General features: G+C 36.8%; 19 protein-coding genes. 7 read left to right on the top strand and 12 right to left on the bottom strand.

What is annotated here, in order from left to right; genetic code table 11:
- Window positions 1-34: 34 nt before the first annotated feature.
- The 5 genes from PHX18_04110 to uvrA all read right to left on the bottom strand — a co-directional run bounded on the left by PHX18_04110 (window position 35) and on the right by uvrA (window position 5,733).
- Window positions 35-838, bottom strand: a complete 804-nt coding sequence (locus PHX18_04110) for a hypothetical protein (GenBank protein MDD3593796.1) — start codon at window positions 836-838, stop codon at window positions 35-37.
- The gene (locus PHX18_04105) at window positions 831-1,592 is read right to left on the bottom strand and encodes a hypothetical protein (protein ID MDD3593795.1); all 762 of its coding nucleotides are present in this window, start codon (window positions 1,590-1,592) and stop codon (window positions 831-833) included. Before PHX18_04105 ends, PHX18_04110 begins: the two co-directional genes overlap by 8 nt.
- Window positions 1,582-2,067, bottom strand: a complete 486-nt coding sequence (gene fliJ / locus PHX18_04100; protein MDD3593794.1) for a flagellar export protein FliJ — start codon at window positions 2,065-2,067, stop codon at window positions 1,582-1,584. The genes PHX18_04105 and fliJ overlap by 11 nt, the downstream gene beginning before the upstream one ends.
- Window positions 2,068-2,178: 111 nt before the next feature.
- Entirely contained in the window at window positions 2,179-2,829 is a 651-nt protein-coding gene (locus tag PHX18_04095) for a response regulator transcription factor (protein MDD3593793.1), read from the bottom strand.
- Window positions 2,830-2,895: 66 nt separating this feature from the next.
- Window positions 2,896-5,733 (bottom strand): excinuclease ABC subunit UvrA, encoded by a 2,838-nt coding sequence (uvrA, locus tag PHX18_04090; protein ID MDD3593792.1) that lies wholly within the window; start codon window positions 5,731-5,733, stop codon window positions 2,896-2,898.
- A 116-nt stretch (window positions 5,734-5,849) separates the two neighbouring features.
- Here uvrA and PHX18_04085 point away from each other — a divergent pair, with 116 nt between their 5' ends.
- From PHX18_04085 to PHX18_04075, 3 genes are all read left to right on the top strand, one after another.
- Entirely contained in the window at window positions 5,850-6,293 is a 444-nt protein-coding gene (locus PHX18_04085) for a hypothetical protein (protein ID MDD3593791.1), read from the top strand.
- Between the two features lie 72 nt (window positions 6,294-6,365).
- Window positions 6,366-6,797: a flagellar export chaperone FliS gene (gene fliS / locus PHX18_04080; GenBank protein MDD3593790.1), complete on the top strand. Its 432-nt coding sequence runs from the start codon at window positions 6,366-6,368 to the stop codon at window positions 6,795-6,797.
- 2 nt (window positions 6,798-6,799) lie between these two features.
- A complete protein-coding gene (locus PHX18_04075; protein ID MDD3593789.1) occupies window positions 6,800-7,165 on the top strand; it encodes a hypothetical protein in 366 nt (121 codons plus the stop codon).
- Between the two features lie 6 nt (window positions 7,166-7,171).
- On the opposite strand, the gene PHX18_04070 is transcribed toward PHX18_04075, so the two are convergent.
- The 3 genes from PHX18_04070 to folE2 are packed head-to-tail and all read right to left on the bottom strand — an operon-like array spanning window position 7,172 to window position 10,524.
- On the bottom strand, window positions 7,172-8,290 hold the full coding sequence (locus PHX18_04070) for an SIS domain-containing protein (protein ID MDD3593788.1): 1,119 nt from the start codon (window positions 8,288-8,290) through the stop codon (window positions 7,172-7,174).
- Window positions 8,291-8,343: 53 nt separating this feature from the next.
- Complete coding sequence (locus PHX18_04065; protein ID MDD3593787.1) at window positions 8,344-9,714, bottom strand: MFS transporter; 1,371 nt, start codon at window positions 9,712-9,714, stop codon at window positions 8,344-8,346.
- 15 nt (window positions 9,715-9,729) lie between these two features.
- Window positions 9,730-10,524 (bottom strand): GTP cyclohydrolase FolE2, encoded by a 795-nt coding sequence (gene folE2 / locus PHX18_04060; GenBank protein ID MDD3593786.1) that lies wholly within the window; start codon window positions 10,522-10,524, stop codon window positions 9,730-9,732.
- A 687-nt stretch (window positions 10,525-11,211) separates the two neighbouring features.
- Between folE2 and PHX18_04055 the strand changes: the two genes are divergently transcribed.
- The 3 genes from PHX18_04055 to gyrB all read left to right on the top strand — a co-directional run bounded on the left by PHX18_04055 (window position 11,212) and on the right by gyrB (window position 18,848).
- Window positions 11,212-13,305 carry a hypothetical protein gene (locus PHX18_04055; GenBank protein ID MDD3593785.1) on the top strand — a complete coding sequence of 698 codons (2,094 nt, stop codon included), beginning with the start codon at window positions 11,212-11,214 and terminating at the stop codon, window positions 13,303-13,305.
- 631 nt (window positions 13,306-13,936) lie between these two features.
- Window positions 13,937-16,312 carry a DNA internalization-related competence protein ComEC/Rec2 gene (locus PHX18_04050; protein ID MDD3593784.1) on the top strand — a complete coding sequence of 792 codons (2,376 nt, stop codon included), beginning with the start codon at window positions 13,937-13,939 and terminating at the stop codon, window positions 16,310-16,312.
- Window positions 16,313-16,406: 94 nt separating this feature from the next.
- Window positions 16,407-18,848 (top strand): DNA topoisomerase (ATP-hydrolyzing) subunit B, encoded by a 2,442-nt coding sequence (gyrB, locus tag PHX18_04045; GenBank protein ID MDD3593783.1) that lies wholly within the window; start codon window positions 16,407-16,409, stop codon window positions 18,846-18,848.
- A 128-nt stretch (window positions 18,849-18,976) separates the two neighbouring features.
- Here gyrB and purD read toward each other — a convergent pair whose 3' ends face one another.
- Window positions 18,977-20,245, bottom strand: coding sequence for a phosphoribosylamine--glycine ligase (gene purD, locus PHX18_04040; GenBank protein ID MDD3593782.1), 1,269 nt, complete (start codon window positions 20,243-20,245; stop codon window positions 18,977-18,979).
- The gene (locus PHX18_04035) at window positions 20,242-21,183 is read right to left on the bottom strand and encodes a type II secretion system protein (protein MDD3593781.1); all 942 of its coding nucleotides are present in this window, start codon (window positions 21,181-21,183) and stop codon (window positions 20,242-20,244) included. The genes purD and PHX18_04035 overlap by 4 nt, the downstream gene beginning before the upstream one ends.
- Window positions 21,184-21,279: 96 nt before the next feature.
- On the opposite strand from PHX18_04035, the gene PHX18_04030 reads away from it, so the two are divergent.
- Window positions 21,280-23,250 (top strand): AMP-binding protein, encoded by a 1,971-nt coding sequence (locus tag PHX18_04030; GenBank protein ID MDD3593780.1) that lies wholly within the window; start codon window positions 21,280-21,282, stop codon window positions 23,248-23,250.
- Here the strand turns inward: PHX18_04030 and PHX18_04025 are convergent.
- Window positions 23,228-24,274, bottom strand: a complete 1,047-nt coding sequence (locus PHX18_04025; GenBank protein MDD3593779.1) for a prepilin peptidase — start codon at window positions 24,272-24,274, stop codon at window positions 23,228-23,230. The genes PHX18_04030 and PHX18_04025 overlap by 23 nt on opposite strands.
- A complete protein-coding gene (locus PHX18_04020) occupies window positions 24,267-25,058 on the bottom strand; it encodes a sigma-70 family RNA polymerase sigma factor (protein ID MDD3593778.1) in 792 nt (263 codons plus the stop codon). The genes PHX18_04025 and PHX18_04020 overlap by 8 nt, the downstream gene beginning before the upstream one ends.
- Window positions 25,059-25,122 lie beyond the last annotated feature (64 nt).

Below are 25,122 nucleotides of genomic sequence, written 5' to 3'. Positions count from 1 at the left end.
GTAAATATAATAAAAGGGAAGAATATGTAAAGATTTATTGAATTAACCTCATAGCTTCTTCAAGGAGTTGTTTGTTTGTTGAAATCAATTTATTTGAAAGTTCCATTTGCATTTTTGCCTGTTGATAGTATGCAATGTTTGTTTTAAAGTCAACGTTTGATTGTTCTATTAAACCGCCTCTTACCTGGGCATTTCCTATAACGGGTTTGCCTGATTCTTCGGTTTCTACATATTCGCCTTTTTGTATATTAAGAAGCCCTTCAGGGTTATTAAAATTGTGTATGGCAACCTTATACAGAGGAGTTTTGAGTTTTCCGCCATCTGATTTACCGTATAAAATTCCATTGCCGCCAAATTCAAATTCGTCATATTTTCCTAAATATTTACCGTTAGAGGGGTCTATCCATAATTTTATGTCGGTCGTCGGCATACTTGCCACATCACCTTCCACCTCTGAAGAATTGGAGAGGACTTTGCCTTCATCGTTCAGGATATAACCTTGTACTCTGGCGCCGTTTTTTGTTTTATACACACCTTGTGCATCAAATTGAAATTCTCCCAGCCTTGTATAGACGGTTTGTCCTTTGTCATTTTTAGTTACAAAATAGCCCTGACCTTCAAGAAAAATGTTTTCAGGGGCGGTGCCGGGAAGTGATTTCCCCTGGTCTGTTTTCATTCCGAATGTATCCACGTATGTACCGCCTAAAAATGTATTAAAACGAAATTGGTTTTCTCTGTAGCCCGGGGTGTAGATGTTGCTGAGGTTTTCCGCCAAAGCATCCATCCAGTTGGAGGTAGAACGTTGAGTGTTTAGCGCTGTAATAAATCCGTCATTCATCGTTATTTTTCTCCTTATCTTCCTTGTTTTGTTTTTGTTGGTTGTATTGTCTGTAATTTAATTCGTTATAGGGTAAATTTTCCGAGTCGAATTTTGCCTTTAATTCAGGAAGCGCATTTCTTAAAATCACTTCCATTGCTTTGTCATTAGGAATAAAATCCGCTGAAATTCTACCGTCTTTGCCTATTTTTAAAATTACCGAGGTATCATTGCCAAAATCTAATCTTACGGGTCTGTTTGTTTGATATGCCGCTTCTATGGCATTAAACAGGGTCTTTGAAACTTCTATGCTTTTGTAGCTTATCTGATTTTCTACGTTATTAACGCTTATAGTTGCTTTTTGTGTATTGGTGTCTATTGATTGTATTGATATATCATTTTTTTGGCTTAGCTGCATAAATACTCTTATGTCATCTGAGTTTAGCGAAGATAAATTCACGTTGAATTTGTTTGATATTTTTTTATCTGAAAATTTTTCGTTATCTTTAACGGAAAAATCAAAATTAAATTGAGAAGAGTTTATATGTTTTAAATAGTCCAGATATTGATAGCCTTCTTTAAATTTATTTTCTTCATTTCCTTGGAGCAGTTCCTCGGTCAATGCAACATTAGGGTCGCCTTCGCCGTCTTCACCTTGCATTTTTTGGATTTCAGCCAGAAATACTTCGTTATTGGTATTGCAAGATGATGAAGAATAGCCGGTCTTATCTCCGAAGCTGCTTATTTTATTTTTGTTTATGTCTTCAATATTCATCGTCGTATTCCCTTAACTTTAGGAGTTCTTCCAACTCAAGCTCTTCTTCTTCTTTTTCCCTTGTTAATCTGAAATGTTTTATAGCGCCGACCTCATCCAATCGCTTCATTTCAATCCTTTTTTCTTCCGCCAGGTACTCTTCTTTTTTCTTTTCTTTGTGTTTTTCGAGTACTTTTACACCTTGTTCGTATTCTGTCAGTGTTTCTCTTTCTTGTTCAAGTATTTTAATTGCCTTTTGCTTATCTTCTTCAAGTTTTGCTATGAGTTCATGCAAGTGCTTAATGTATCTGTCGTAAGTTTCCATCATTATATGCTGTGCATGGCGCATATTTTCCTGAACAGAGTATACCTCCTGTTTTTTTTCATCGATTTGGGCTTGTATTTGTGCTACTTTTTGTTCTGCCCTTTTGACTACTTCTATTTGCTCATCTCGTTTTGTAATCCTGAAATTTAAGACTTTTTGCAAATTGTACACAAAAGGCATTTGACAAAACCCGCCTACTATTACCCTAGTGTATTATGGACTTGTTTGTATATCTTGACCACATACATTTACTGTATTTTATTAATGATTTGTTATAAAAAATCAAATATTTGTTTTTAAGGCTTTAATTACCGCTCTTGTTCTGTCTTCTACAGACAGCTTTTGCAAAATGCTGCAGATATGCGCTTTAATGGTATGAATACTTACAGATAGTTTGTTTGACATTTCCAAATTTGTTAAGCCTTCACACATAAGCTTTAGCACACTTTTCTCTCTTTCTGTCAAACAGTATTTATTTATATTTTCAAAATCATTATGCCTTCCCGTACAAAGGGTATCAATAACTATCTTTGAAACGGCAGGGTCAATCCATAAAGCCCCTAAATTAACCTGTTCTATAACCTTCAGGAGGTTCATTATGTCTATTTCCTTGTTGCAATAGGCACTTGCACCGCTTTTTAAGGCATCTGTTACGTCTTCTTTTGTTTTATGCGAAGTTAATATAACAATTTTAGTCTGATTGGATAATTGTTTAATTTGCTTTGTAAGCGTAATGCCGTCCATATCAGGCAGCCCCAGATCAATTATAGCAATATCTATTTTTTTATTATGACAATACTCAATGGCATCGGCTGCATTTTGAGCTTCAAAAATCTCCCCGATAAAATCCTGCTCTTTAAATACAGTTTTTAACCCAAACAAAGTCAATGAATGATCTTCAACGATTAATACATTAACAGAATTTTTTTCCATGCGGACACTAACCAATTTTAAAACTAACATAATGATACAAAAGAAATAGGTTTAAAACAAGCTGAATTACTTAAGGATTTTCTTTAAATATTTCGCCGTGTGGGAGTTTTTGATTTTTGCTACCTCTTCCGGTGTGCCTTGGGCAATTATATATCCGCCTTCATCTCCGCCCCCGGGACCTAAGTCTATAACCCGATCTGAGGCTTTTATCAAATCAAGATTATGTTCTATTATTACTACAGTATTGCCAAAGTCTGCCAATTTTTGCAGGATTTCATTAAGTTTATCCAAGTCATACCAGTGCAGCCCCACGGAAGGTTCGTCAAGCAAATACAGCGTTTTGCCCGTGCTTCTTTTATTTAATTCGGCAGCAAGTTTTACCCGTTGAGCCTCTCCGCCTGAAAGTGTTGTTGCGCTTTGACCCAGTTTTATGTAGTCTAACCCCACATTGTAAAGCGTCTGGAGTTTTGCTGCTATCCTGGGGATATTTTGGAAAAATTCCAATGCTTCTTCTACAGTCATATTAAGTACATCATAAATTGATTTGCCTTTATATTTGACTTCAAGCGTTTGCGCGTTGTAGCGTTTGCCTTTGCAAACATCACAAGGGATGTATATGTCTGAGAGGAAATTCATTTCTATTTTTATAATGCCGTCGCCGCTGCACGCTTCACATCTGCCGCCTTTAACGTTAAAGCTAAATCTGCCTGCTTTATATCCTCTTGTTTTGGCTTCGGTTGTTCTTGAAAACAAATCCCTGATATGGTCGAAAACTCCTGTGTATGTAGCAGGATTACTCCTTGGGGTTCTTCCGATAGGAGATTGGTCAATGTCTATTATTTTGTCTATATTTTCAAGCCCGTTTATTACTTTAACACCCTGAGGTTTGGGGGTATTTTTTCTCAATTTGTGAATGGCATATTTATCCAGTATGTCAAAAATCAAACTGCTTTTGCCTGAGCCGCTTACCCCTGTTATCGTTGTTATTGTTCCGAGCGGGATTTTGACATCTATATTTTTAAGGTTGTTTAAATTTGCGCCTATAATTTCTATAAATTCTCCGTTTCCGCCGCGGCGTGAAACCGGTACCGGAATGAATTTTTCGCCGCTAAGATATTTTCCTGTTATAGATTTTTTTGCGGCTATAATATCTTCAACCGAGCCTTGAGCCACTATTTTGCCGCCATGGATACCTGCTTTTGCCCCTATATCAATTATCCAGTCGGATTTTCTAATGGTTTCTTCGTCATGTTCAACCACTATTAAGGTATTTCCAAGGTTTCTAAGCCTCACCAAAGTTTTTAAAAGTTGCTCATTATTAACCTGATGGAGTCCTATACTTGGCTCATCAAGCACATACAACACCCCCGAAAGTCCTGACCCGATTTGAGTGGCAAGCCTTATTCTCTGGGCTTCGCCGCCTGAAAGCGTCCCTGCCTGCCGGTCTAAAGATAAATAATCAAGTCCTACATCAATCAGGAATTTCAACCGTTCTCTTGTTTCTTCCAAAAGCTGCTTTGCAATGGAGAGTTTGTAGTTATCAAGCTTTAACATAAGTGAAGATATAAATTCATAGCTGTATTTTATGGGCAGGATACACACATCATGGATTGATAAATCTTCTATTTTAACAGCCAGTGCAAATTCTGACAGTCTGGCGCCTTTGCAGGCGCTGCAGGGGATAGCGCTCATGTATTTTTGAACTTCACTGCGAATAAGTTCGCTGTTTGTACCCTCATAGCGGTTGGTAAGGTACGGAATAACGCCTTTGAATCTGGTCTTGTATATTTTTCTTTCTCTTCTTGCAAAGTCATCATGCGACATTAAGACTTTTCTGTCGCCGCTGCCGTATAGAATAATATTTTGTTCTTCTTCGCTTAGTTTTTCAAAAGGTGTATCAAAGTCTATATTGAATTCTTTTGCTACGGATAAAAGCACGTCCGTGTAGTAGGGGTTTCCTGTTCTTGCCCATGGATAAATCGCACCTTCTCTAAGGGATTTGGTTTTATCGGGAACTATTAAATCAGGGTCTATTTTTAAATGTACGCCTAATCCGCCACACTCCTGACATGCTCCGTATGGGCTGTTAAAGCTGAATATTCGCGGTTCAAGTTCATCAAAAGACAAGTCGCATTCAGAGCAGGCAAGTTTTTCAGAGTATATTTTTTCTTTGTCGTCTTTTAATATTTTAACTATGCCGTTTCCTTTTTTTAAAGCTGTTTGTACGCTTTCTGCAATACGCGATTTTGCGCTTTCTTTCAGTATAATTCTGTCTATCACAACATCAATGTTGTGTTTTTTATTTTTATCGAGTGTTATTTCGTCAAAATCAAGGTTGTATATTTCGCCATCAACGCTTACTCTGGCAAAACCTTCTTGTTTTAGTGCGCTGAATGTAGCGGTAAATTCTCCTTTTTTGCCTTTTGCTACAGGAGCAAGTATTTGAAATTTTGTGCCTTCCTGCATCAACATAATACTGTCGGTTATTTCATCTAAAGTTTGAGGTTTGATAGGCTTGCCGCATTTCGGGCAGTAAGGGGTGCCTATCCTTGCAAATAAAAGCCTTAAGTGGTCATAAATTTCCGTTATAGTACCTACAGTTGAACGGGGGTTATTATTTGCGGCTTTTTGGTCGATTGATATCGCAGGGCTTAAGCCGTCGATGCTTTCTACTTCAGGCTTATCCAACTGTCCCAAAAATTGGCGTGCATAGGTACTCAGGCTTTCTATATATCGTCTTTGACCTTCTGCAAAAATTGTATCAAACGCCAAGGTGCTTTTACCTGACCCGCTCACTCCCGTAAAAACTACTATTTGGTTTTTTGGTATTTTTACGCTTATATTTTTCAGGTTATGTAAAGAAGCATTTCTTACCGTTATAAAATTTTCTTGAAAGTTATTCATAACAAAATATTAGCATAGAGAATATTTAAAAACTTGAATTTTTTCAAATATTTATTAACTTTGCATTTGAGGAATAAAATTGTTATAATTATAGTAGTTGAAAAAGGATTTTTTATATGTCATTGGATGGACTTACAAATGCAAATTTTGCTTTATACAGACCCGTAGCGCCTTCCGAAACAGCCCATCAGGCGGAAGTAGAGTCTAAACAGCGTGCGGAAGTTTATTTGAAAACGGTAGAGCAGGCGGAAAAAGACGCTAAAATTAACCCTGATGAGAAAAAAGAAAAGGATAATAAAAAGAAACAGCTTGCGATAAAGAAAACCAACGAACTTATAGAGCAGGATGATGACGAAAAAATTCTGGAGCTTACATTAGAGGACGGCGAGTCTGTCGAAGAATTAAAGTACACCGTAAAATTCAACTCGGTAAAAAAAATTATAGAAATGATAGACGTTACTACGAACAAAATCATACAAGAAGTTAGTCCTGAAGAGCTTTTAATGGTGTTAGATAAAGCTAAAAGCGCTTCCGGAATGTTTGTTGATAAAAAGATTTAAAATACATCGAACGGAGTATCAAGTTTTTTAAGATTTGTCCGATATATAATTATAATCTTATAAGAGGAATTTATGAATTCATACAACCCTTACATAAAACAGTATAAACAAAACTCGGTTTTAACGGCATCGCCGGAAACAGTTCTTATTATGCTTTATGACGGTGCGATAAATTTTTTAAATCGTGCTAAAGTTTCTATGGATAATCGTGAAATAGAAGAAACACACAATAATATTGTTAAAGCCCAAAGAATTATAACAGAGTTTATGAACACTCTTGATATGAAAAACGGCGGTGAAGTTGCAGAGAATTTATTCAGGCTTTATGATTACCTAAGCCACCGTTTAATACAGGCAAATGTAAAGAAGGATTCTTCGATGCTTGATGAAGTTATTGCACATTTGAGAGAGCTCAAGCAAACCTGGGAGCAGGCAATAAAAATTGCGGCAGGGGAAGAAAAAGAAAGTTTGATTGATAAAGACTTGATAAACAGGAGTGCTTAGGGATGAATTATGAAGAGTATAAAAGCCTTTATGAAGCTATTTTGGAAAAAACCGAAATAGTTGAAAAACTGTGTAAAGAAAAGAAATTCGATGATGTAAAAGAACCTTTTGAACAGCGTTATGATATGGTTGCCAAACTTGCGGATTCTCAATTTAACCTTGAAGAACTTGATGAGGAAAAGTTTGAATATATTCTTAAGCTTACAAAAATAATGAAAGAAAAAAATGAATTTATTCTCAAAGCAATGCAGCTTCAAAAAATGGAGATTAAGAAAGAAATTTTGGGTGTAAAACAAGAACAGGATGTCATAGACGCTTATCAAATTAAATCTACCGAAAAAACCGGCAACAGTATATTTGATATTTAATTGACGCTATTCGTTATCAACACACTTGGTTAGATTTCTTGGTTTATCAATATCTGTATGAATAAGCTTTGCGGTTTCATAGGCTATCAGCTGCAAAGCTATTAAGTTTAAAAACGGAGTGAAAATTTCTATAACAGGCGGGATTTCAATAGAGAATTTGTTCTTTAATCTTTCTTCAATGAAACAATCATTTCGGGTTTTGATTATAATTGTATTGGTTTTTCGTTTAGTTTTGATTTGATAAATGTTATTTAAAAGTAAATCATAATTTTCCTGAGTATCTGTAGGTTTATTGCAGATTGCTATAATAGGTACGGTTCTGTCCAAAAATGCAAAATGCCCGTGCAAAAACTCTCCTGACGATGCGCTTATTGCATTAATATAGCAGGTTTCTTTTATTTTCAGCCCGCCTTCTTTAGCAAGCGCCGAATTTATATTACGCGATAAAACAACAATGCTTTTTGATTTTTTGAGAGTTTTTGCTATTTTTTTAATTTTTTTGCGCTGGTCAAAGACCTCTTTGTATAAATCACCTAAAGCGCAAAAATCGCGTTTTAAGTCTGTCAGGTTATTTTTAGTATTCTGCTCTGCCAACGCTATTGCAAATACAAAAAGGATAAAAAGCTGCGCCGTAAATGATTTTGTTGCCGCAATACTTTTTTCTATTCCTGCATCGGCTATTACACTGTAGTGGGCAGTTTTGTGGATTTTTGAATTCTCATCGTTAGTTATTGCAAAGGTACAAGCCCCTGTTTCTTTTGCGCGATTGAGGGCTTCAAAAGTATCGGCGGTGTTGCCTGATTGTGATATCGCTATAAATAAATCTTTTGCCCCAAGATTACTTTTTCTGTGCGCATATTCACTTGCATATTCTACAACGCAAGTTGTTTGTGCCAAATCTTCTATTACATAACGGACTATTTCCCCTGCATTTTTTGATGAACCGCTCGCACAAATAACTATTTTGTCCCATTTTTTTAACGGAAAATCTTTGGTTGTGATGTTAAAATCAGTATCAAAATATTTACTTACTAAATCTTTAAAGACTTTTTCCTGCTCCAGCGTTTCTTTAAGCATAAGGTATTCTTTATTTTTATTTATTCTGATATTAAACAAATTTTTCATTTCCTGATTATATAGCAGTATATAGAAAAAGTCCAAGTTCGCTGATTTGTTAATTACTTATTATTACGGAGCATCGGGATACACAAAATCAAACCTGCCAATGCCGATAAAGTCCAAAATGCGATGGCGCCGTTCCAACCGAATTTATCGACTACAAATCCCGTGCCTATTCCCGAGAAGATTGCACCGAGGTACCCGAATGAACCGGTGAAGCCTGTTGCAGCTGAAGCAACCTTTTTAGAACTGGACTCTACTGCGCATAACCCTCCGATTAATACTTGGGGTCCGCAGGTAAATATTCCTATGAGCGATAAATATAAATAATCAAGAGCAGGGATGGTATTAAATTTGAAAGCTACAATCGAAACAGCGCAGGCGAATAAATAAATTATATTAACAGGCGCTCTTTTGCCTTTAAATAAAGTATCTGAAACAAACCCTGCGGATATTGTGCCTATGCTCCCTATTAACGGTAGTATGCTGAGTTTCATTGCGGCTGCTGAAAGCGTATATTGCTTTACTTCCACCAGATATTTAACTATCCAGTCAAGAGTGCCGAACCTTACTATGTATACAAATACATAAGCAAACGCCAACAACCACATTGTACGGTTAAATAAGATATGTACTTTAAATATTTCAAGGTAAGAGAGAGATTCTTCTTCCTCGGATTCTTTAATTTCGGCGGGATTATTTTCCCTGTATAATTCGATATCAGGCAGACCTATTGTTTGAGGTTTATCCCTTAATCTGTGCCAGAGCCATTTACCCGTGATTATTGCAATGGCTGCAGGTACTATGAATAAACTGTGCCAGTTAAAATGCTCAATCAAAAATCCTGATAAAATTATGCTTAAAAATGTGCCGACTTCGTGCGAGGTACTCCACAATGACCACTTTGTACCTCTTTCTTTGTTAGAAAACCAGTAGGTGAGGCTTTTTGCTATGGGAGGGAAGCCCATTGACTGAAACCATCCGTTAAATCCCCATAAAAATGCTAAAATCCACAGCAGAACAGGAATTGTATAACCTAAAATGTGTATTGAATCTGTAAGGAAAAAACTTACACTTAAGGAAAATAAAAAATTGACTACCCCGGACAAAATTAATGCAGTGGGTAAAAACATTCTTACGTTGGAATTGTCAGCAAGCACGCCGTTAATGAATTTACCAAAAGCGTACGAAAAATATAATGCGCTGCCGATTAACCCCAACTCTGTGTTGGAATATCCTAAATCGGCGCTCATTGCAGGCATGGCAACGGAAATGTTTTTTCTGCAAAGATAAAACACAACATAAGCGATATAGAGAGAATAAAACATTTTAAAACGCCATCTTGGATACAGTTTATCAACAATTTTTTTATCGTTTATAGGTGCAAGCTCGGGCGGCTGCTTAAATGATTCAATAAATTTATATAACATATTTCCTCTACTTCTCTATTTGCTCTCTTTTTGATAAGCCCAAGCACTGTGATTATGAATGCTTTCAAATGCTTCTATATCAACTTCAAACCAAGTTATCTTATCATTTTTTCTGAATTTTAATACCAAATCTCTTATTACATCTTCAACAAATTTCGGATTATTATAAGCCTGTTCCGTAACGAATTTTTCATCCTGCCTTTTTAAAAGGGGGTATATGGGGCAGCTTGCCGCTGACTCTATTATTTCTATCAAGTCTTCAATCCAAATAATATCTTCTTCATCATAGCTTATATTGGCGCTTATTATTGCACGCTGATTGTGGGCTCCGCATTGAGAAATCTCTTTGCTGCAAGGGCATAGCGTTGTAACAGGTACTTTTACCCCCAGAATAAATTTGTATTCGCCGTCGGCTTTGTATATTCCTTTAAATGAGCAGTCGTAACCCATAAGCGATGTCTTTTTACTTACGGGGGCTGTTTTTTCTATGAAGTATTTAAACTCGAATTTTGCTTCGGCTTTTTTGGCATGCAGTTTGTTGACAACTTCTATTAAGCATCCTTTTATATCAACTCCGAGCAGGTTTTTACTTCCCCATTTTGACAAAACTTCAATAAATCGCGACATGTGAGTGCCTTTGAAATTATGCGGCAATGCTACACTAAGCCTAGCTTTTGCACTGACAGTCTGGTTGTCGCTGTTTTTTCTTTGTACATTCAAAGGTACTTCTACGTTTTTTACCCCGACTTTTTGTATTTCCACTCCTCGTGTATCAGTGAGGTTTTGTATGTCTTTTAAATCGTTAGTCATGCAAAAAATTATAGCATAAGCAGGAAAAGAAGCTAGGAAGCTGGGAAGCTGAGAAGCTGAGAAGGTGAAGAGCTTAAGAGTTGAAGTTCTTCTTAATGAGATGCTGAATTTATTTCAGCATCTCATTATTGTACGCCGATATAAACCAGGCTCAACCATGCGACCCTGAAACAAGTTCAGGGTGACAGCCTTATTGTCATACTGAGAGGCTGGGGAGGTTATTTTACCGTCATTGCGAAAATGCGCAAGCATTTGAAGCAATCTATAGGAAAGAAGTTAGGCAGCTGAGAAGCTGAGAAGGTGAAGAGCTTAAGAGTTGAAGTTCTTCTTAATGTCATGCTGAATTTATTTCAGCATCTCATTATTGTACGTCGATATAAACCAGGCTCAACCATGCGACCCTGAAACAAGTTCAGGGTGACAGCCTTATTGTCATACTGAGAGGCTGGGAAGGTTATTTTACCGTCATTGCGAAAATGCGTAAGCATTTGAAGCAATCTATAGGAAGGAGGGCAAGAAGCTGAGATTAGGCTGAAGGGGTTGAAACCCAAATATTAACTTTTGTAAAGCACCTAAAACCCTTATGCATATAGACTTAATGAAATAGTATATACCCAATATAGCAACAATATATCACAGAATAACTTTATTAATATAACTAATAGAATTACATAAGGAGAATAGAGCATGGCAGACGTAGCACAAGTATCAAATTCAAATTGGTTTTCAAGAAGATGGGATGATGTAAAATCCCTCGGCGAAAAAACAGGAGTTACAGACCTTGGCAAAAGCATATACGATACCGGTAAAAATGTTGTGGTTAACGGTGCCAACATAGTAACAGCCGATGCTTTTGATTTGGATAACAATGGTTCATCTTTTGATATATTTGGAGCTGTAGGCAGTACAGCAGGTGATGCGATAAAAGGAACATGGAATACAGGCGCATCCGTATTTGGAGTTGGTGAAAGAGCAGTATCAGGAGCATTAACAGGTAACGCTCAATCTCATATTGCAGATACATTAAAAGGCAACAGCACTGCAGGTATCATGGGATATTTTGGCAGTTCATCACAAGGTTCGACAGCTAACACTCAGGATACAACTAATCAAGCCTATAGAGATCAAGTAAAAAATGCGCTTGCAAATACTTCAGGAACAACAGGAACTACAGCTAATACAGCCGTTGCAAATGACAATACAGCCGCTAATAATACAAATCAAAGCTCAGGTGGGATACTTGGCGCTATTGGTGATATTTTCAGCGGGTTAAGCAATCTTTTATTCGGCGGCGGAAAAACACAAGCTGCCGGTACACCTCAAGCCGAACCTCAACCTCAAGCAGCTTCAAGCCCATCACCGAGTGCAAGCCCCGCCGGAACTTCAAGTTTACCTACAGCAGGTAATCCTACAACCGGAACGGAAGCACAAACACAAGTAAATGATATTGAAACTGCAATAGCTAGAGAAAAAGCAGCTGTTGATACAGAAACAAAACAAGCTGAAGCATCAGCAAACGCTTACATAGAAGCTCAAGGCGCTGAAACAAAAGCTAAAGAAGGAGTAGCCACAGCTAAAACAGACGTAACTACTGCAGAAAAAGAGCTTAGCGACTATAAAACTAATAACAAACCAAATCAAAACGACTATAAAAAAGAAGATGGTTCTCTTGATACAAGTGCATATAATGAAGCTGTTAAAGCATATGATGATCAAATAAAAGTATTAGAAGGCAAAGTTAAAGAAGCTAAAGATAAACTTGAAAACGCTGAAGCTGAATATACAAAAGCTCAAGCAACAACGAAAGAAAAATTAGCAGCAAAACAACAAGATGAAAAAGAACTGCAAACAGCAAAACAAAATCTTGAAAAATTAAACCTTGAACTACCTAAAGCAAAATCAAACTTAGAGAAATTCCAAAAAACAGATAAAGCAGAAACACCGGCAGCGGCACCGGCAGCAACACCGGCAGCACAAGAGACTGCAAGTGAAGACCCACACAGAAATGATAGTTTTGATGGATCAGCAGCACAAGAGAGTAATGTGGGTACGAATACCTCTCAAAATGATGCAAATCCAAGAAAATTAGAACTTATGAATAAATATGGGATGGGTACGCTAACACCAGAAGAAGCAGATGAATTAGCGCTAATATCCCCTGACTTAGCAGATAGCCTATTGCCCAACTCATCAGCAACCCCACCTATACCTGCCGCAGCACAAAAAACAGCAGACGCAGCAGAAGCAGCTGAAAAACAAGCTGATTTAATTAACCCACCAGCTGACGCAGCAAAAACAGCAAATAAAGCACCAGCAACACAACCTAACGTAAAAGCTACAGATTCTTCTAAACAACGACAAGAGGAAGCAGTGATAGCTGTAGGAACTGTAGCAAATGATATATTAGACCCGATTGAGGCAAAAGTTAAAAAAGCAAAAGAATATGCAGGCGAAAAATATGATGCGACAAAAGAAGTATTAAAAGCTTATGGTGAAGAATTAAGAGGTGGCTTAGAAGTTGTATCTGACGCAGCAACAGCAGTAAAGGAAAAAGTTAAAGAAAAAGCTTCTGCAGTTGCAGAAAAAACTGAAATCGGTATAGGTGCAGCCGCTAATAAAGTATTAGACCCGATTGAGGCAAAAGTTAAAGAAGCAAAAGAATATGCCAGCGCTGAATATAATTCGGCAAAAACTAAATTAAGTGAAGTGAAAACAAGCTTTGTGAAAGGATTTTTCTCACTAGCAGAAGAGGGTCACGAAATAAGACGAAAAAAACAATAAGATGAGCAAAATAATCAAATAGGTTAAAACAGGTCAGAAGTTATTCTGACCTGTTTTTCATGATTGTAACTTCAATACATAAAAGCGTGATGTCATTGCGAAAAAATGCCTAGCATTTTTGTGACAATCCAGTGCTTCAAGTCTTACCAATAGGTACTTGAGTCCTCCAACTTGAAGTTTAAACATAAAATCGGTAAGATACTGAGCTCGCTACGCTCCTCAGCATGACATTAAGAAGAACTTCAACTCTTAAGCTCTTCACCTTTTCACCTCCCAGCCTCCCAGCTACCTAGCTTCCTTCCTATAGATTGCTTCAAATGCTTGCGCATTTTCGCAATGACGGTAAAATAACCTCTCCACCTTTTCACCTTCCAGCCTCCCAGCTTCTCAGCTGCCTAGCTGCCTAACTTCTTTCCCATAGATTGCTTCAAATGCTTGCGCATTTTCGCAATGACGGCAAAATAACAGCTTCAAATGCTTGCGCATTTTCGCAATGACGGCAAAATAACAGCTTCAAATGCTTGCGCATTTTCGCAATGACGGCAAAATAACCTCCCAGCTTCTCAGCTTCCCAGCTGCCTAGCTTCCTTCCCAGCTTCCTCTCTTAAGCTTATTGCTATATAATTCTTTTATGGAGTTGGAAAAGCATATAAAAACTATAATATTTTCGAGCGTTGCTATTTTTGCTGTCAGTGGGGCAATCTTAGGATTAATTCCGCTTTTTGCCGTTTTACTTACCTTAGCTTTGCTTTTCGGATTTTATAAAAAATATTTGAGCTTACGCTTTAGTATTGTATTAGTGTTAGCTTTTTTGTTAATGACTGTATATACCTTCCTTAGAATCCCGAGACCCGATGAATTTTTGTCTTATGCTTATCAGACCAAAACCATCTACGGCAGAGTTGCTAATCTGCCTGATTTTAGCGCCTCCGGTAAAAAGAGATTTTATTTTAATATAGATAATGTCGAAAATAACGACGGCTCTAGGGAAACCCTCAAGGCGAAAACTATGGTTTTGCTTGACGGCGATGTTGATGTAAGGCGCGGCGATTATTTAAGGCTTGATGTTGAAGTCAAAAAACCGTTTGAAGTACATAATCCCGGGCAGTTTGATTACGGGGAATATTTAAAAAATCAGGGGATTTTTACAATTTCTATTGCAAAAAGCTTTCAAAAAATTCCCGAAAAAATAACGTTTTGGCAAAAAATTATTCAGTTAGCGGACAAGGTAAGAGAAAATATTATTCAAAAGCATTTGCAAATTTTATCACCCGGCCAAACGGAAGTACTCGGCGGGATAGTTTTTGGCAGCGAAGCAATCAAGCCGTCCGCACAAATAAAGCAGGATTTTATAAACTCCGGGTTATATCATTTGCTTGCGGCATCGGGTATGAATGTGGCTTTTATCTTCGGGGTATGGTATTTTATTTTTTCCAAGCTTAAGGTTCCGTTTAGATTAACTATCATTTCAGGCGCATTTGTTGTATTTGTGTACGCTTTGATGACGGGATTTCCGCCATCTGTTACAAGAGCTACCTGGATGTTAGAACTTGGTTTGCTCGGGAAACTCTTGGACAGAGCTGCGCCTAATAATACGATTTTGTTCTTGGTATGTATGCTTTTGCTTATTTATGACCCTATGCTTATTACCGATATAGGATTTTTATTATCTTTTTTAGTTACTTTCGGGATTATGAACTGTGCTGAACCTTTGATGAATTTATTCCCCGTAAAACCCTGGATATCAGGATGGTTCGTCGTTCCTTTTGTGGCACAGGTATGGGCAGCTCCGGTTCAGATGTATTGCTTTAATACTTTTAATATTTATTCAATTTTGGCGAATATGCTTGTTCTTCCGTTTATGGCAATTATGAGTTTTTGCGGTTTTATTTCAAGTATATTTATTTGGATGTCTAAAGCAGGCTATTTTATAGGCTTTCTGCTTGATAAAGTCAATGAACCTTTTATTAATTTAATAATCTTTGTAGCCGAATTTATTTCAAAACTGCCAAATGCTACTATTTATATTGCAAAGCCTAATTTATTGGAAATAATTATATTCTATAGTATAATAATATTATTTACAATATTAATTAAAAATGAATTTAAGAATATGCGACAGAAAATAATAACCTTCATACTTGTAATATTCCTGTCTGTTTCATTTGCAGTAAAAGCTTTTGCGGATGATTTGCGCGTAACATTTTTGAGCGTAGGTGAGGCGGACAGTATTTTGATTGAAACACCACAGAATAAGACTATACTTGTTGATGCAGGCAGAAACGAAGGCAAGAATTATAATTCGGGAAAGAGTGTTATTGTCCCGTTTTTGAAGAACAGCGGTATTAACACGCTTGATATGTTAATTCTGACGCATCCTGACAGCGACCATATAGGCGGGGCTGTTGATGTTCTTAAGTCCGTTAATGTCAAGCAGGTGATTACAAACGGCGAAAGCGCTAAAAGTAAGACATATTACACCATGATGGATTATTTTAACAGTAAAAATATTAAACCGGTTCAAATATTAAACCCGGTTCAAGAAATAAAGCTTGATGATTCTATCAGAATAATTGCCATTAAGCCGCCTGATACTATTCCTAACAGTCAAAACGATACCTCTATAATACTTTTTATTGTTTATAAAGATTTTGATCTGCTTTTGATGGGTGATAATGAAAAAAATTCTTACAAATGCCTTAAGGAGAATGTCGGCAAAAAAGTAGAAGCCTTTAAAGTAGGTCATCATGGCAGCAAAAATGCGCTTAATTATCAGATGGCACAAATGGTAAATCCTGATGTTTCCGTAATATCCGTTGGTAAGAATAGTTACGGACATCCATGCCCTATAGTAATGAATTACCTTAAATACGGAAGAATTTTCAGAACCGATTATGATAACTCAATAAGAATCAGTACCGATGGTAAAACTTTTCATGTTTATAATTTTGATAATGAGAGCAAACAATGGAAGAAGCAAATCCATCAAAAACCTTGCAGTAAATAGATATAATATTTTGTGCTTGTAACATTTCAGCTATTTAGATACCTTTGTGTTATAATACAGAAGGAAGTAAAACACTTGGGAAAAAGAGGAATTTATGACAACACAATCTTATGATGCCAGTAATATTAGGGTTTTAGAGGGATTAGAAGCGGTTAGACTGCGTCCCGGTATGTATATCGGTTCTACCAGTCAAAGAGGATTGCACCATTTAATATATGAAATTGTAGATAACTCGGTTGATGAGTCTTTGGCAGGTTATTGTACGGAAATAAAAGTTACGGTGCATGATGATGAGAGTATTACAGTTATAGATAACGGCCGCGGTATTCCGGTGGATATTAAACCTGACAGCGGAAAATCGGCTTTAGAAATTGTTCATACCGTCCTGCATGCAGGAGGAAAATTCGGTGACGGCGGTTACAAAGTTTCAGGCGGTTTGCACGGTGTTGGCGCTTCTGTTGTAAATGCGTTATCTGAAAAAATGACCGTGGAAGTATCAAGAAACGGCTGGGTTCACAGACAGACTTACCTTAGGGGTGAGCCTGATACCCATGTTGAAAAGGTTCGCGAAACATTAGAATCAGGCACAAAAACTCATTTTTGGCCTGACCCTGAAATATTTAAAGAAACTACTGCTATTGACAGAGATGTTATTGTAACGAGGTTGCAGGAAACAGCGTTTTTGAACAAAGGATTAAAAATTATTTTCTATGATGAAAAAGTTCAACAAGAACAGATTTTTCATTATGAAGGCGGTATTGCAAGCTACGTAGAGTTTTTGAATGCTAACAAAACCCCTTTATTTGATGCGCCTGTTTATATAGACCAGACATTTGAAGGTGTAAGAGTAGAAGCTTCGTTCCAATATACGGATTCTTACACCGAAAATGTCCTTAGTTTTGCCAATAATATTAATACACACCATGGCGGAACTCACCTTACGGGATTTAGAAATGCACTGACACGTATTATTAACGATTATGCAAGAAAAAATAATATGCTTAAGTCCAATGACCAAAATCTTGTTGGTGATGATATCAGAGAAGGTTTGACAGCCATTATAAGCGTAAAAGTTCCCGAACCTCAATTTGAAGGGCAGACAAAAGAAAAACTGGGCAACTCCGAAGCGCAAACAGCAGTGCAAAATGTAGTTGGGGAAAAATATCAGGAATGGCTGGAGTTTAACCCTAAATTTGCCAAAACAATTATTGAAAAAACATTGCAGGCTCAAAGAGCAAGAGAAGCGGCAAGAAAAGCAAGAGAATTAACAAGAAGAAAAAGCGCGCTTGAAAACTCTACTTTGCCGGGTAAACTGGCTGACTGTTCAAGCCGTGAGCCTGAAAAATGCGAACTCTACATTGTAGAGGGAGATTCCGCGGGCGGCAGCGCTAAACAGGGCAGGAACAGAATGTTTCAGGCTATTTTGCCCTTGAGGGGTAAGATTTTGAACGTTGAGCGTGCCAGAATTGATAAAATCTATAACAATAATGAAATTCAGTCTTTGATACAGGCGATAGGCATGAATATAAGTAAAAATGATGAAGAAGTTGATGTGGAAAAATTAAGATATCACAAAGTAATCATCATGACTGACGCTGATGTTGACGGAGCTCATATCAGGACTTTGCTTCTGACATTCTTTTTCAGGTATGCAAGACCTCTTATTGAGAATGGTTATGTTTATATTGCCCAGCCGCCTTTGTATAAAATTACAACAGGCAAACAATCGGAATATTTATATGACGATAAAGCTTTAAGTAAAAGGCTGATTGACAGAGGAACTAAAAATGTTATTTTGTTTGATAAAACAAAAGAATACTCTGTCAAGGATGAACAACTTGATGCGCTTATTAAAAACATGTCGAATTATTATAATTCTTTCCACAGCCCTATTTTAAAAGGTATTCCAAGTGTAATTGTAAGGGGTATGATTAGGTCTAATATTAAAGATGAGTGTTTTGAAAATGAAGAAAACATGACTAAAGTCAAAAACTACCTGGAACATTACCTCAAGGATCATGCTGAAAACTACAATATAAGTGAGGCTGCAAATTATCAGATTACTCTGAAACAAAATCCCGAAACCTTAAAATGCCATTTGGAAATTGATTTGGGGAATGAGTCTGACCCTGTGTTAATTACACCTACGCTTATTCATACTCTTGAGTTTCAAAGAATAAAAGAGGCTTATCCTGAAATAAGGAGATATTTGATTGAAGAGGAAAAAGAACTTGTTCTTTTAGTCGATGAAAAACAGGAGGTTACTGTCAAGTCATTTAGCGAGCTTCAAAGTTTCATTGATGAAAGAGGTAAAAAAGGATTGAATATTCAGCGTTTCAAAGGTTTGGGCGAGATGATGCCTCAACAGCTTTGGGAAACAACTATGGATCCTGAAAACAGAACTCTTTTGAAGGTTAATATTAATGATGCAGTTCTTTGCGACAGGCTTTTTGATATTCTAATGGGCGACAAAGTTGAACCCAGAAGAGAGTTTATTGAATCCAATGCAGTATATGCAACGAATATTGATACTTAATTATTCTCAAGGCTAATATATTAATAATTCTACAGCCTAATGTTCAAATAAGATTTATCAGGGTATAGTAGATTTATGAAGAGCATATTTAACCGATACCTGCCTTAAACGGCAGGCTTTTTTATTATTTAGAAGTCTTTTGAAATATTAAATTTTGCAATATCTTTTCTGTATCTGATTTCAGGGAAAGTGATTGTATCTATGCAGTTGTAAACTCTTTCTCTCGCATTATTTACAGTTGAGCCGGTTCCTCTTAATATAACGGGAAGACCGCCCGCGGTAACGAGTTCGTAGCTGCTGTTCATAGCGGTATTATTGTAATAGACTTCAACTTCATCCTCATCAATATCTTCTATGCCTTCAATCATTGTATTTTCTTTATGGTTAAAAGGATAATTTCCGCTTAAAAGCCCGACGCTTACTACCGTATCGTCAGTGATGTTGAGGCTTGAATATTCATCACCCAATGCACCTGATATACTCGCATAAATTATATCTATTAAATCATCCTCAACCAGAGGGAGAACACTTACCGCTTCTAAAATGTTAAAAGCAGGAGAAAATTCCAGCGCTTTTACTTCGTTTTTGGGAGTTATAACAAAATTTATCGACAAAAAACCTTCATAAGCAATACTTTCTTCCTGCATTGTGTCTAACAGCGGAAATACTATTTTTTTTGCAATGATTTCTTCTATGTGAAGATTAATTTTGTTTGGAGGAATATAAGCCCCCACTCCTTTTGTAATAGCTCCGCCATCGCCTTCCAACGCTCTTTTGTACAATTTTACAAAAGGAAAAGGTAAAACATTAAACCCGTCGGTAAGGATTGTAAATGTGATTTCATCACCTTCAATGTAGTCTTCTATCACGATTTGTTTTTGGGCATCGCTAAAAGCTTTTTGAATATATTTTTTTGCTTCGTTAAAGGTTTCGCAAAAGTAAGTATCCTGCTCTTCAAGAGTATCGTACTTTATCAATAAGGGATAAGAAGATTTTCTTGCGTAGTCAATGGCTGATGTTTCTTTATCAAAGATACCGTATTTCGAAGAGGGGATTTTGTTTTTATACATAAATTTTTTTGCAAAAACTCTGCTGAGTGCAATTTGTGCGCTGCTTATTTTTGGTGCAAAAATTTTAAGATTATACTGCTCAAAAATATCCGCTATGCCTTTTGCAATAACATACTCATCAAGCGCTACGGTTAAATCTATTTGATGTTCGGCTGCAAAAGATGCCATTGCTTCAATATCATCAAGCGCAATGTTTACACAAGTTGCATATTCCGCTATAGCGGGATTTCCCGGTACACAAAAAAGCTCGGTAATCCTCGGGCTGTTTGAAATTTTTTCTATGAAAGCATGTTCTCTTGCAGTTTTGCCTATTACTAGTATTTTCATTGATGACTTCCGAATTTCAAATTTCTTGCTGTGCAGGCAAACCTATTTTCTATATTAATGCTTTTAGGGTCGCATTGAGTTTCTCCCAAGCTGTATCTATGTACAGCGCCGTCTTCATCGGGGAAATCTATCTCGCCTCCGAACGGGAACAGGAATACATTGTTTATAGGTTTATCAAGAATATAAAAAGCAAAAATATCATTCCCTGCTTGGTTTGGGCCTTTTATGCCATTTACATCCACATAAATTAAGGAACAGGCATATAATGACGATTCGCCGTCTTCAGCTGCGATATCTTCGTTTGCACAATTTCCGGGGAAATCCACTATAGCTAATGACATAGCGTTTGTCAGTAAATATTTTCTGAAATCTTTATTGTAATTAATATTCTTACAGTCAGCACCGTCTAACATACAATATGCTTTTGAATTACCCCAGCAGCCCGATCCCGTACATTTTGGGTCGTAGCATTCATTTATGTCATAAGAACACTCGTCATGTTCCTCTGTTAAACAGTCGTCTTTTTCCTGACCTTGTTTATCTTTGCATAGTTCATTTACGCAACCTTCTTGTTTCGTATCTTTTTCATCTTTACAACCCTGTATCAGACATTCAGCATCCGGTATAGTTGTATCGGGAATACATCGGCTTGCATAGTTCAGATATTTTTCCAAAGCCCCGTTGTGCATTATGTTGGCATTTGCCGAATCTCCCCACTTATTAAGACAGGACAGACTGTCGCAAGCATCTTCAGCGATTGTTGTGAGGATATTTTGATTAAAAGCATTATTAAAAGCTCTAAGAGATTTGAGTTTTGTTTCTTCCGTTATATTAGAATTAAGAGCAGGTATGGTAATTGCTGCAACCACACCTACTATCATAAGGGTAGTCAGAACTTCCGATAATGTAAATGCGTTTTTTTTACTTCTATTATTCATAGCTTTAATTCTAACATTTTTTTCCTGTTTAGAGAAGTTAATTAAAAAAATGATACTATTGTAACAAATTTTTTTATTTATAGGTTTTGTAGTAGAATGTATGAACTACTACATTGTGAGAAAAAGAATATGCACGCGGAAATATTAACGAAGACACCGGATTCGGGTTATGACATTTCAAAATTTGTAAGTAAGCACATGTTTGTTATCAAAAATATTAAGGAATTGAACTCCGTTACGGAGGCACTTTCGCTATGTGCAAGAAAATACCCTGACCTTTTTGCATTAAAGGATGATTATTCCAAAATTCGTTTAACTTTTAAAGAAGCTTATGAAAAAGTTAACTTGGTAATAGCTGCTCTGCAAACCTTAGGATTGGAAAAAGGTAAACACATTGCAATTTTCAGCGAAAATACGGCAAAGTGGCTGCTTATTGATCAGGCTATATTGGCTTGCGGCGCTGTTAACGCTGTCAGAGGTTCATTGGCGCCTTTTGAAGAATTAAGATACATTTATGAACACAGTGATAGTGAGGCTTTGGTAACTGATAGTATTGACTTAATCAAGAAAGCAGGTATGCTGTCCGCTTCCCGTATTGAATTTATTGTTTATATCGGAAATGAAGACATTTCCAATCTGGAAACGGAAGTTCCTCTTTACAGCTTTGAAAATCTTGTTGAAATGGGCAAGGGCAGAGAAGTAAAAAGAGCGAATATATCAAGAGATGACCTGGCTACTTTGGTGTACAGCTCGGGAACAACAGGGAAGCCAAAGGGGATTATGTTAACGCATGGCAATCTCGTAAGTCAGCTTATCAACCTTCACCCATGTATCGTAATTCCGAGCAACCAGCATATATTGAGCGTTCTTCCTATATGGCACATGTACGAAAGAATGGTTGAATATTATGTTTTGTATTGCGGTTCTACCTTATGCTATACAAATATAAGAAGCTTTAAAAAAGATATGAAAAAATACCGCCCCGATTTTATAGTAGGGGTTCCGAGGCTTTGGGAATCTATTTATGAAGGTATTGCTAATGAGATAAAAACAAAATCTAATATTCAAAGAGGTATTTTTTATTCTTTATTGCATATGGCAAAAAGATACAGAAAAGTAAGAAGGCTTTTAGACGGTACCTGTATACATAATCAATCGCCGAGAGGTATAGAAAGGTTTGAAGCAAATATTAAGATGGCATATCTTATGCCTGCTTACAACCTTGCCAACAAACTGGTCTTCAATAAAATAAGAAAAGCTTTAGGCGGTAAGTTTCCAAAATGTATATCAGGCGGCGGCGCGTTAGCTCCACATATAGAGGATTTCTTTGATGCAGCCAACTTGCAGGTAGTAGTAGGTTACGGTTTGACTGAAACATCACCTATATTAACAGCAAGACAGTTCGCTAAAAATAAGATGTATTCTGCCGGTTATCCTATCAACGAAACCGAAATTGTTATTGTTGACCCCGACAAATTAACTCTTATGCCGAAAGGGCAAAGAGGGTTGGTTTTGGCAAAAGGTCCCCAGATAATGAGAGGGTATTATAAAGATAAAGAAGCAACCGATAAGGTCTTATTAAAGACAGGATGGTTTATAACGGGTGATTTAGGCTGGATTACGGAAGATAATTGCCTTATTTTAACGGGAAGGGCAAAAGATTTGATAGTTCTTTCCAACGGCGAAAATATAGAGCCTGATACTATTGAACAAACTTGTATGATGAGCGATTTTGTAAGACAAATAGTTCTTGTTGGTCAGGACAAAAGCTCTTTGGGCGCTTTAATTAAAACTGATGAAGAAACTATGATTAAATGGGCTCAGGAAAACGGAGTTAAAGAGTCGGGAGTTGAACAAGACCCTGCGTTTAAAAAGATGCTTTTAAAAGAACTTAATGAGAAAATTGCGGCAAGAAGCAATTATCGTACTTTTGAGCGAATAAGTAACCTAAGCTTTGTTTCAGACGGTTTTACGATAGAAAACGGGTTAATGACTTTTACAGCAAAAATCAGAAAAAATATGGTTTTTGAAAAGTACGAACGTGTTATCGAAGAAATGTATAGATAATATCAACACAGTAATCTGTGAAGAATACAGCTAAAAAAGCTGCCGCAATCAGTGCAGGTCCGAAAGGCAGCATTGTAAGGTTTGTTTTGTCTAAATTTGAGAAAATCTTAATGGTACCGTAAAGCGCAGCAATAATAGTTATAACTAATGTTATAACCGCGCCTGTATGGGTTTCTGTAACGCCTAAAATATTTGAAGTTACAGCCACAATGAGAGATATTATTAATAAGCCGAAGCCTTGCAGTAAGTTGTAATTTTTATTTTTGATTAGCTTGGCTGTTACTAAGGGCAGCGTTGCTACTACCTGCGTAATAAAGCTTAAAATAATCGTTATTATAAGTATTTTTACTCCAAACCAGGCTCCTATTCCCATAGCTATTATGGTATCGCCTTCTCCAAATGCACGGTGTTTAATAAAAAGCTTTGAAAGAAAAGATATGATTTCAAAGAACAACAATGCAATAAATACAGCCGCAAGAGAGGAGATAAAAGAATTTTGAAGATATATGCCCGTATTAAAAACATTTACGCTGCCGGAATGAAAATTGCCGATATTAAAAAAACTGTAGAATAGACCTATAGGGATAACAGGTATTGAAATATTATCGAATATTACCTGTTCTTTCAGGTCTGTAATACACATTACAATGAAACATGAGGCTAAGCAGCATAAAAGTATAAAATTCCACGTTGCCCCGAATTTCATGAACAAAGTTGTAAAAATCAATGCTGTAGTTAATTCCACAATAGGATATTGAATGCTTATAGGAGCTGAGCAGTACCTGCATTTGCCTCTTAAGAGTATAAAATATGACAATACAGGTATATTATCATACCATTTCAGGGGGTGATTACATTTCGGGCATTTTGAAGGCGGCAGTACGATACTTTCATTGCTTAATGAACGTAATGCGACAACGTTTAAAAAGCTTCCTACGCAAAGTCCCGCAATAAAAACAAAAAGTGCGCTATACCAGTAAAAAAATAAGCTTTCCTTAAGTAAAAGCTGCAGAGTATTAATCATTTTCTTCCCGCTTTTGTATCATAATAGCAGAAAGCTCTTCCAATGCTTTTTTCAGTCTTCTGCTTATTTGCATCTGTGAAACTCCGACTTCCTGTGAAATTTCCTGCTGTGTCATATCCTGAAAAAAACTCATCCTGATAACTTCCGCCAATTGCGGTTCTAAACTGTTTATAGCTTCAATAAGAATGCCGTTTTCCTCTTTGTTTTTTTCAGACTCAAGATACTTGTTATCCACAAGCTTATCTATCAGAGAAGCATCATCTTGATTTGCTTGAGCTTGATCAAGCGATACAAGATTCTTCCTTCTGTCTATTTGAACTATTTCATTTATCTTTTCTACACTGATAGATAAATGTTCTGATATTTCATAGTCTGTCGGTTCTCTGTCAAGTTCCAGCGTCAGGGTTCTGATAAGCTGGTTGATACGATAAGATAATTCCTGAAGTTCTCTCGGGGCTCTTATCATTGAAACTTTATCCCTGAGATAATGTCTTATTTCGCCTGTTATGAAATAAGTCGCATAAGTTTTGAAAGTTGTTTTGTGTTTGCTGCTGTACTGTTCTATAGCTTTTAACAGCCCGACGCAACCTACCTGAATTAAGTCTTCAATAGGGTCAGTATTTCTTCTCGCCAGCCCTCTTGCAATTTTTTTAACAAAAGGCAGGCACAAAGACGTAATCTCTTTTTTAAGAAGTTTTTTTTCATTGTCCGATTTAGACAGGCTGTACCTTGCAATAAGATCTTTTATTACACTGGAATTTAAGTCGTTTACTTCGGAAAACACTCTTTAACCTCTAACTACAACTTGTGGTACCCCAATTATATCATATTCTTTGATTTTGTAGAAG

This window comes from Candidatus Gastranaerophilales bacterium (assembly GCA_028696075.1).
Taxonomy (GTDB): Bacteria; Cyanobacteriota; Vampirovibrionia; order Gastranaerophilales; family JAILCC01; genus JAQVHS01.
This window is presented reverse-complemented; position numbering and strand designations above follow the sequence as displayed.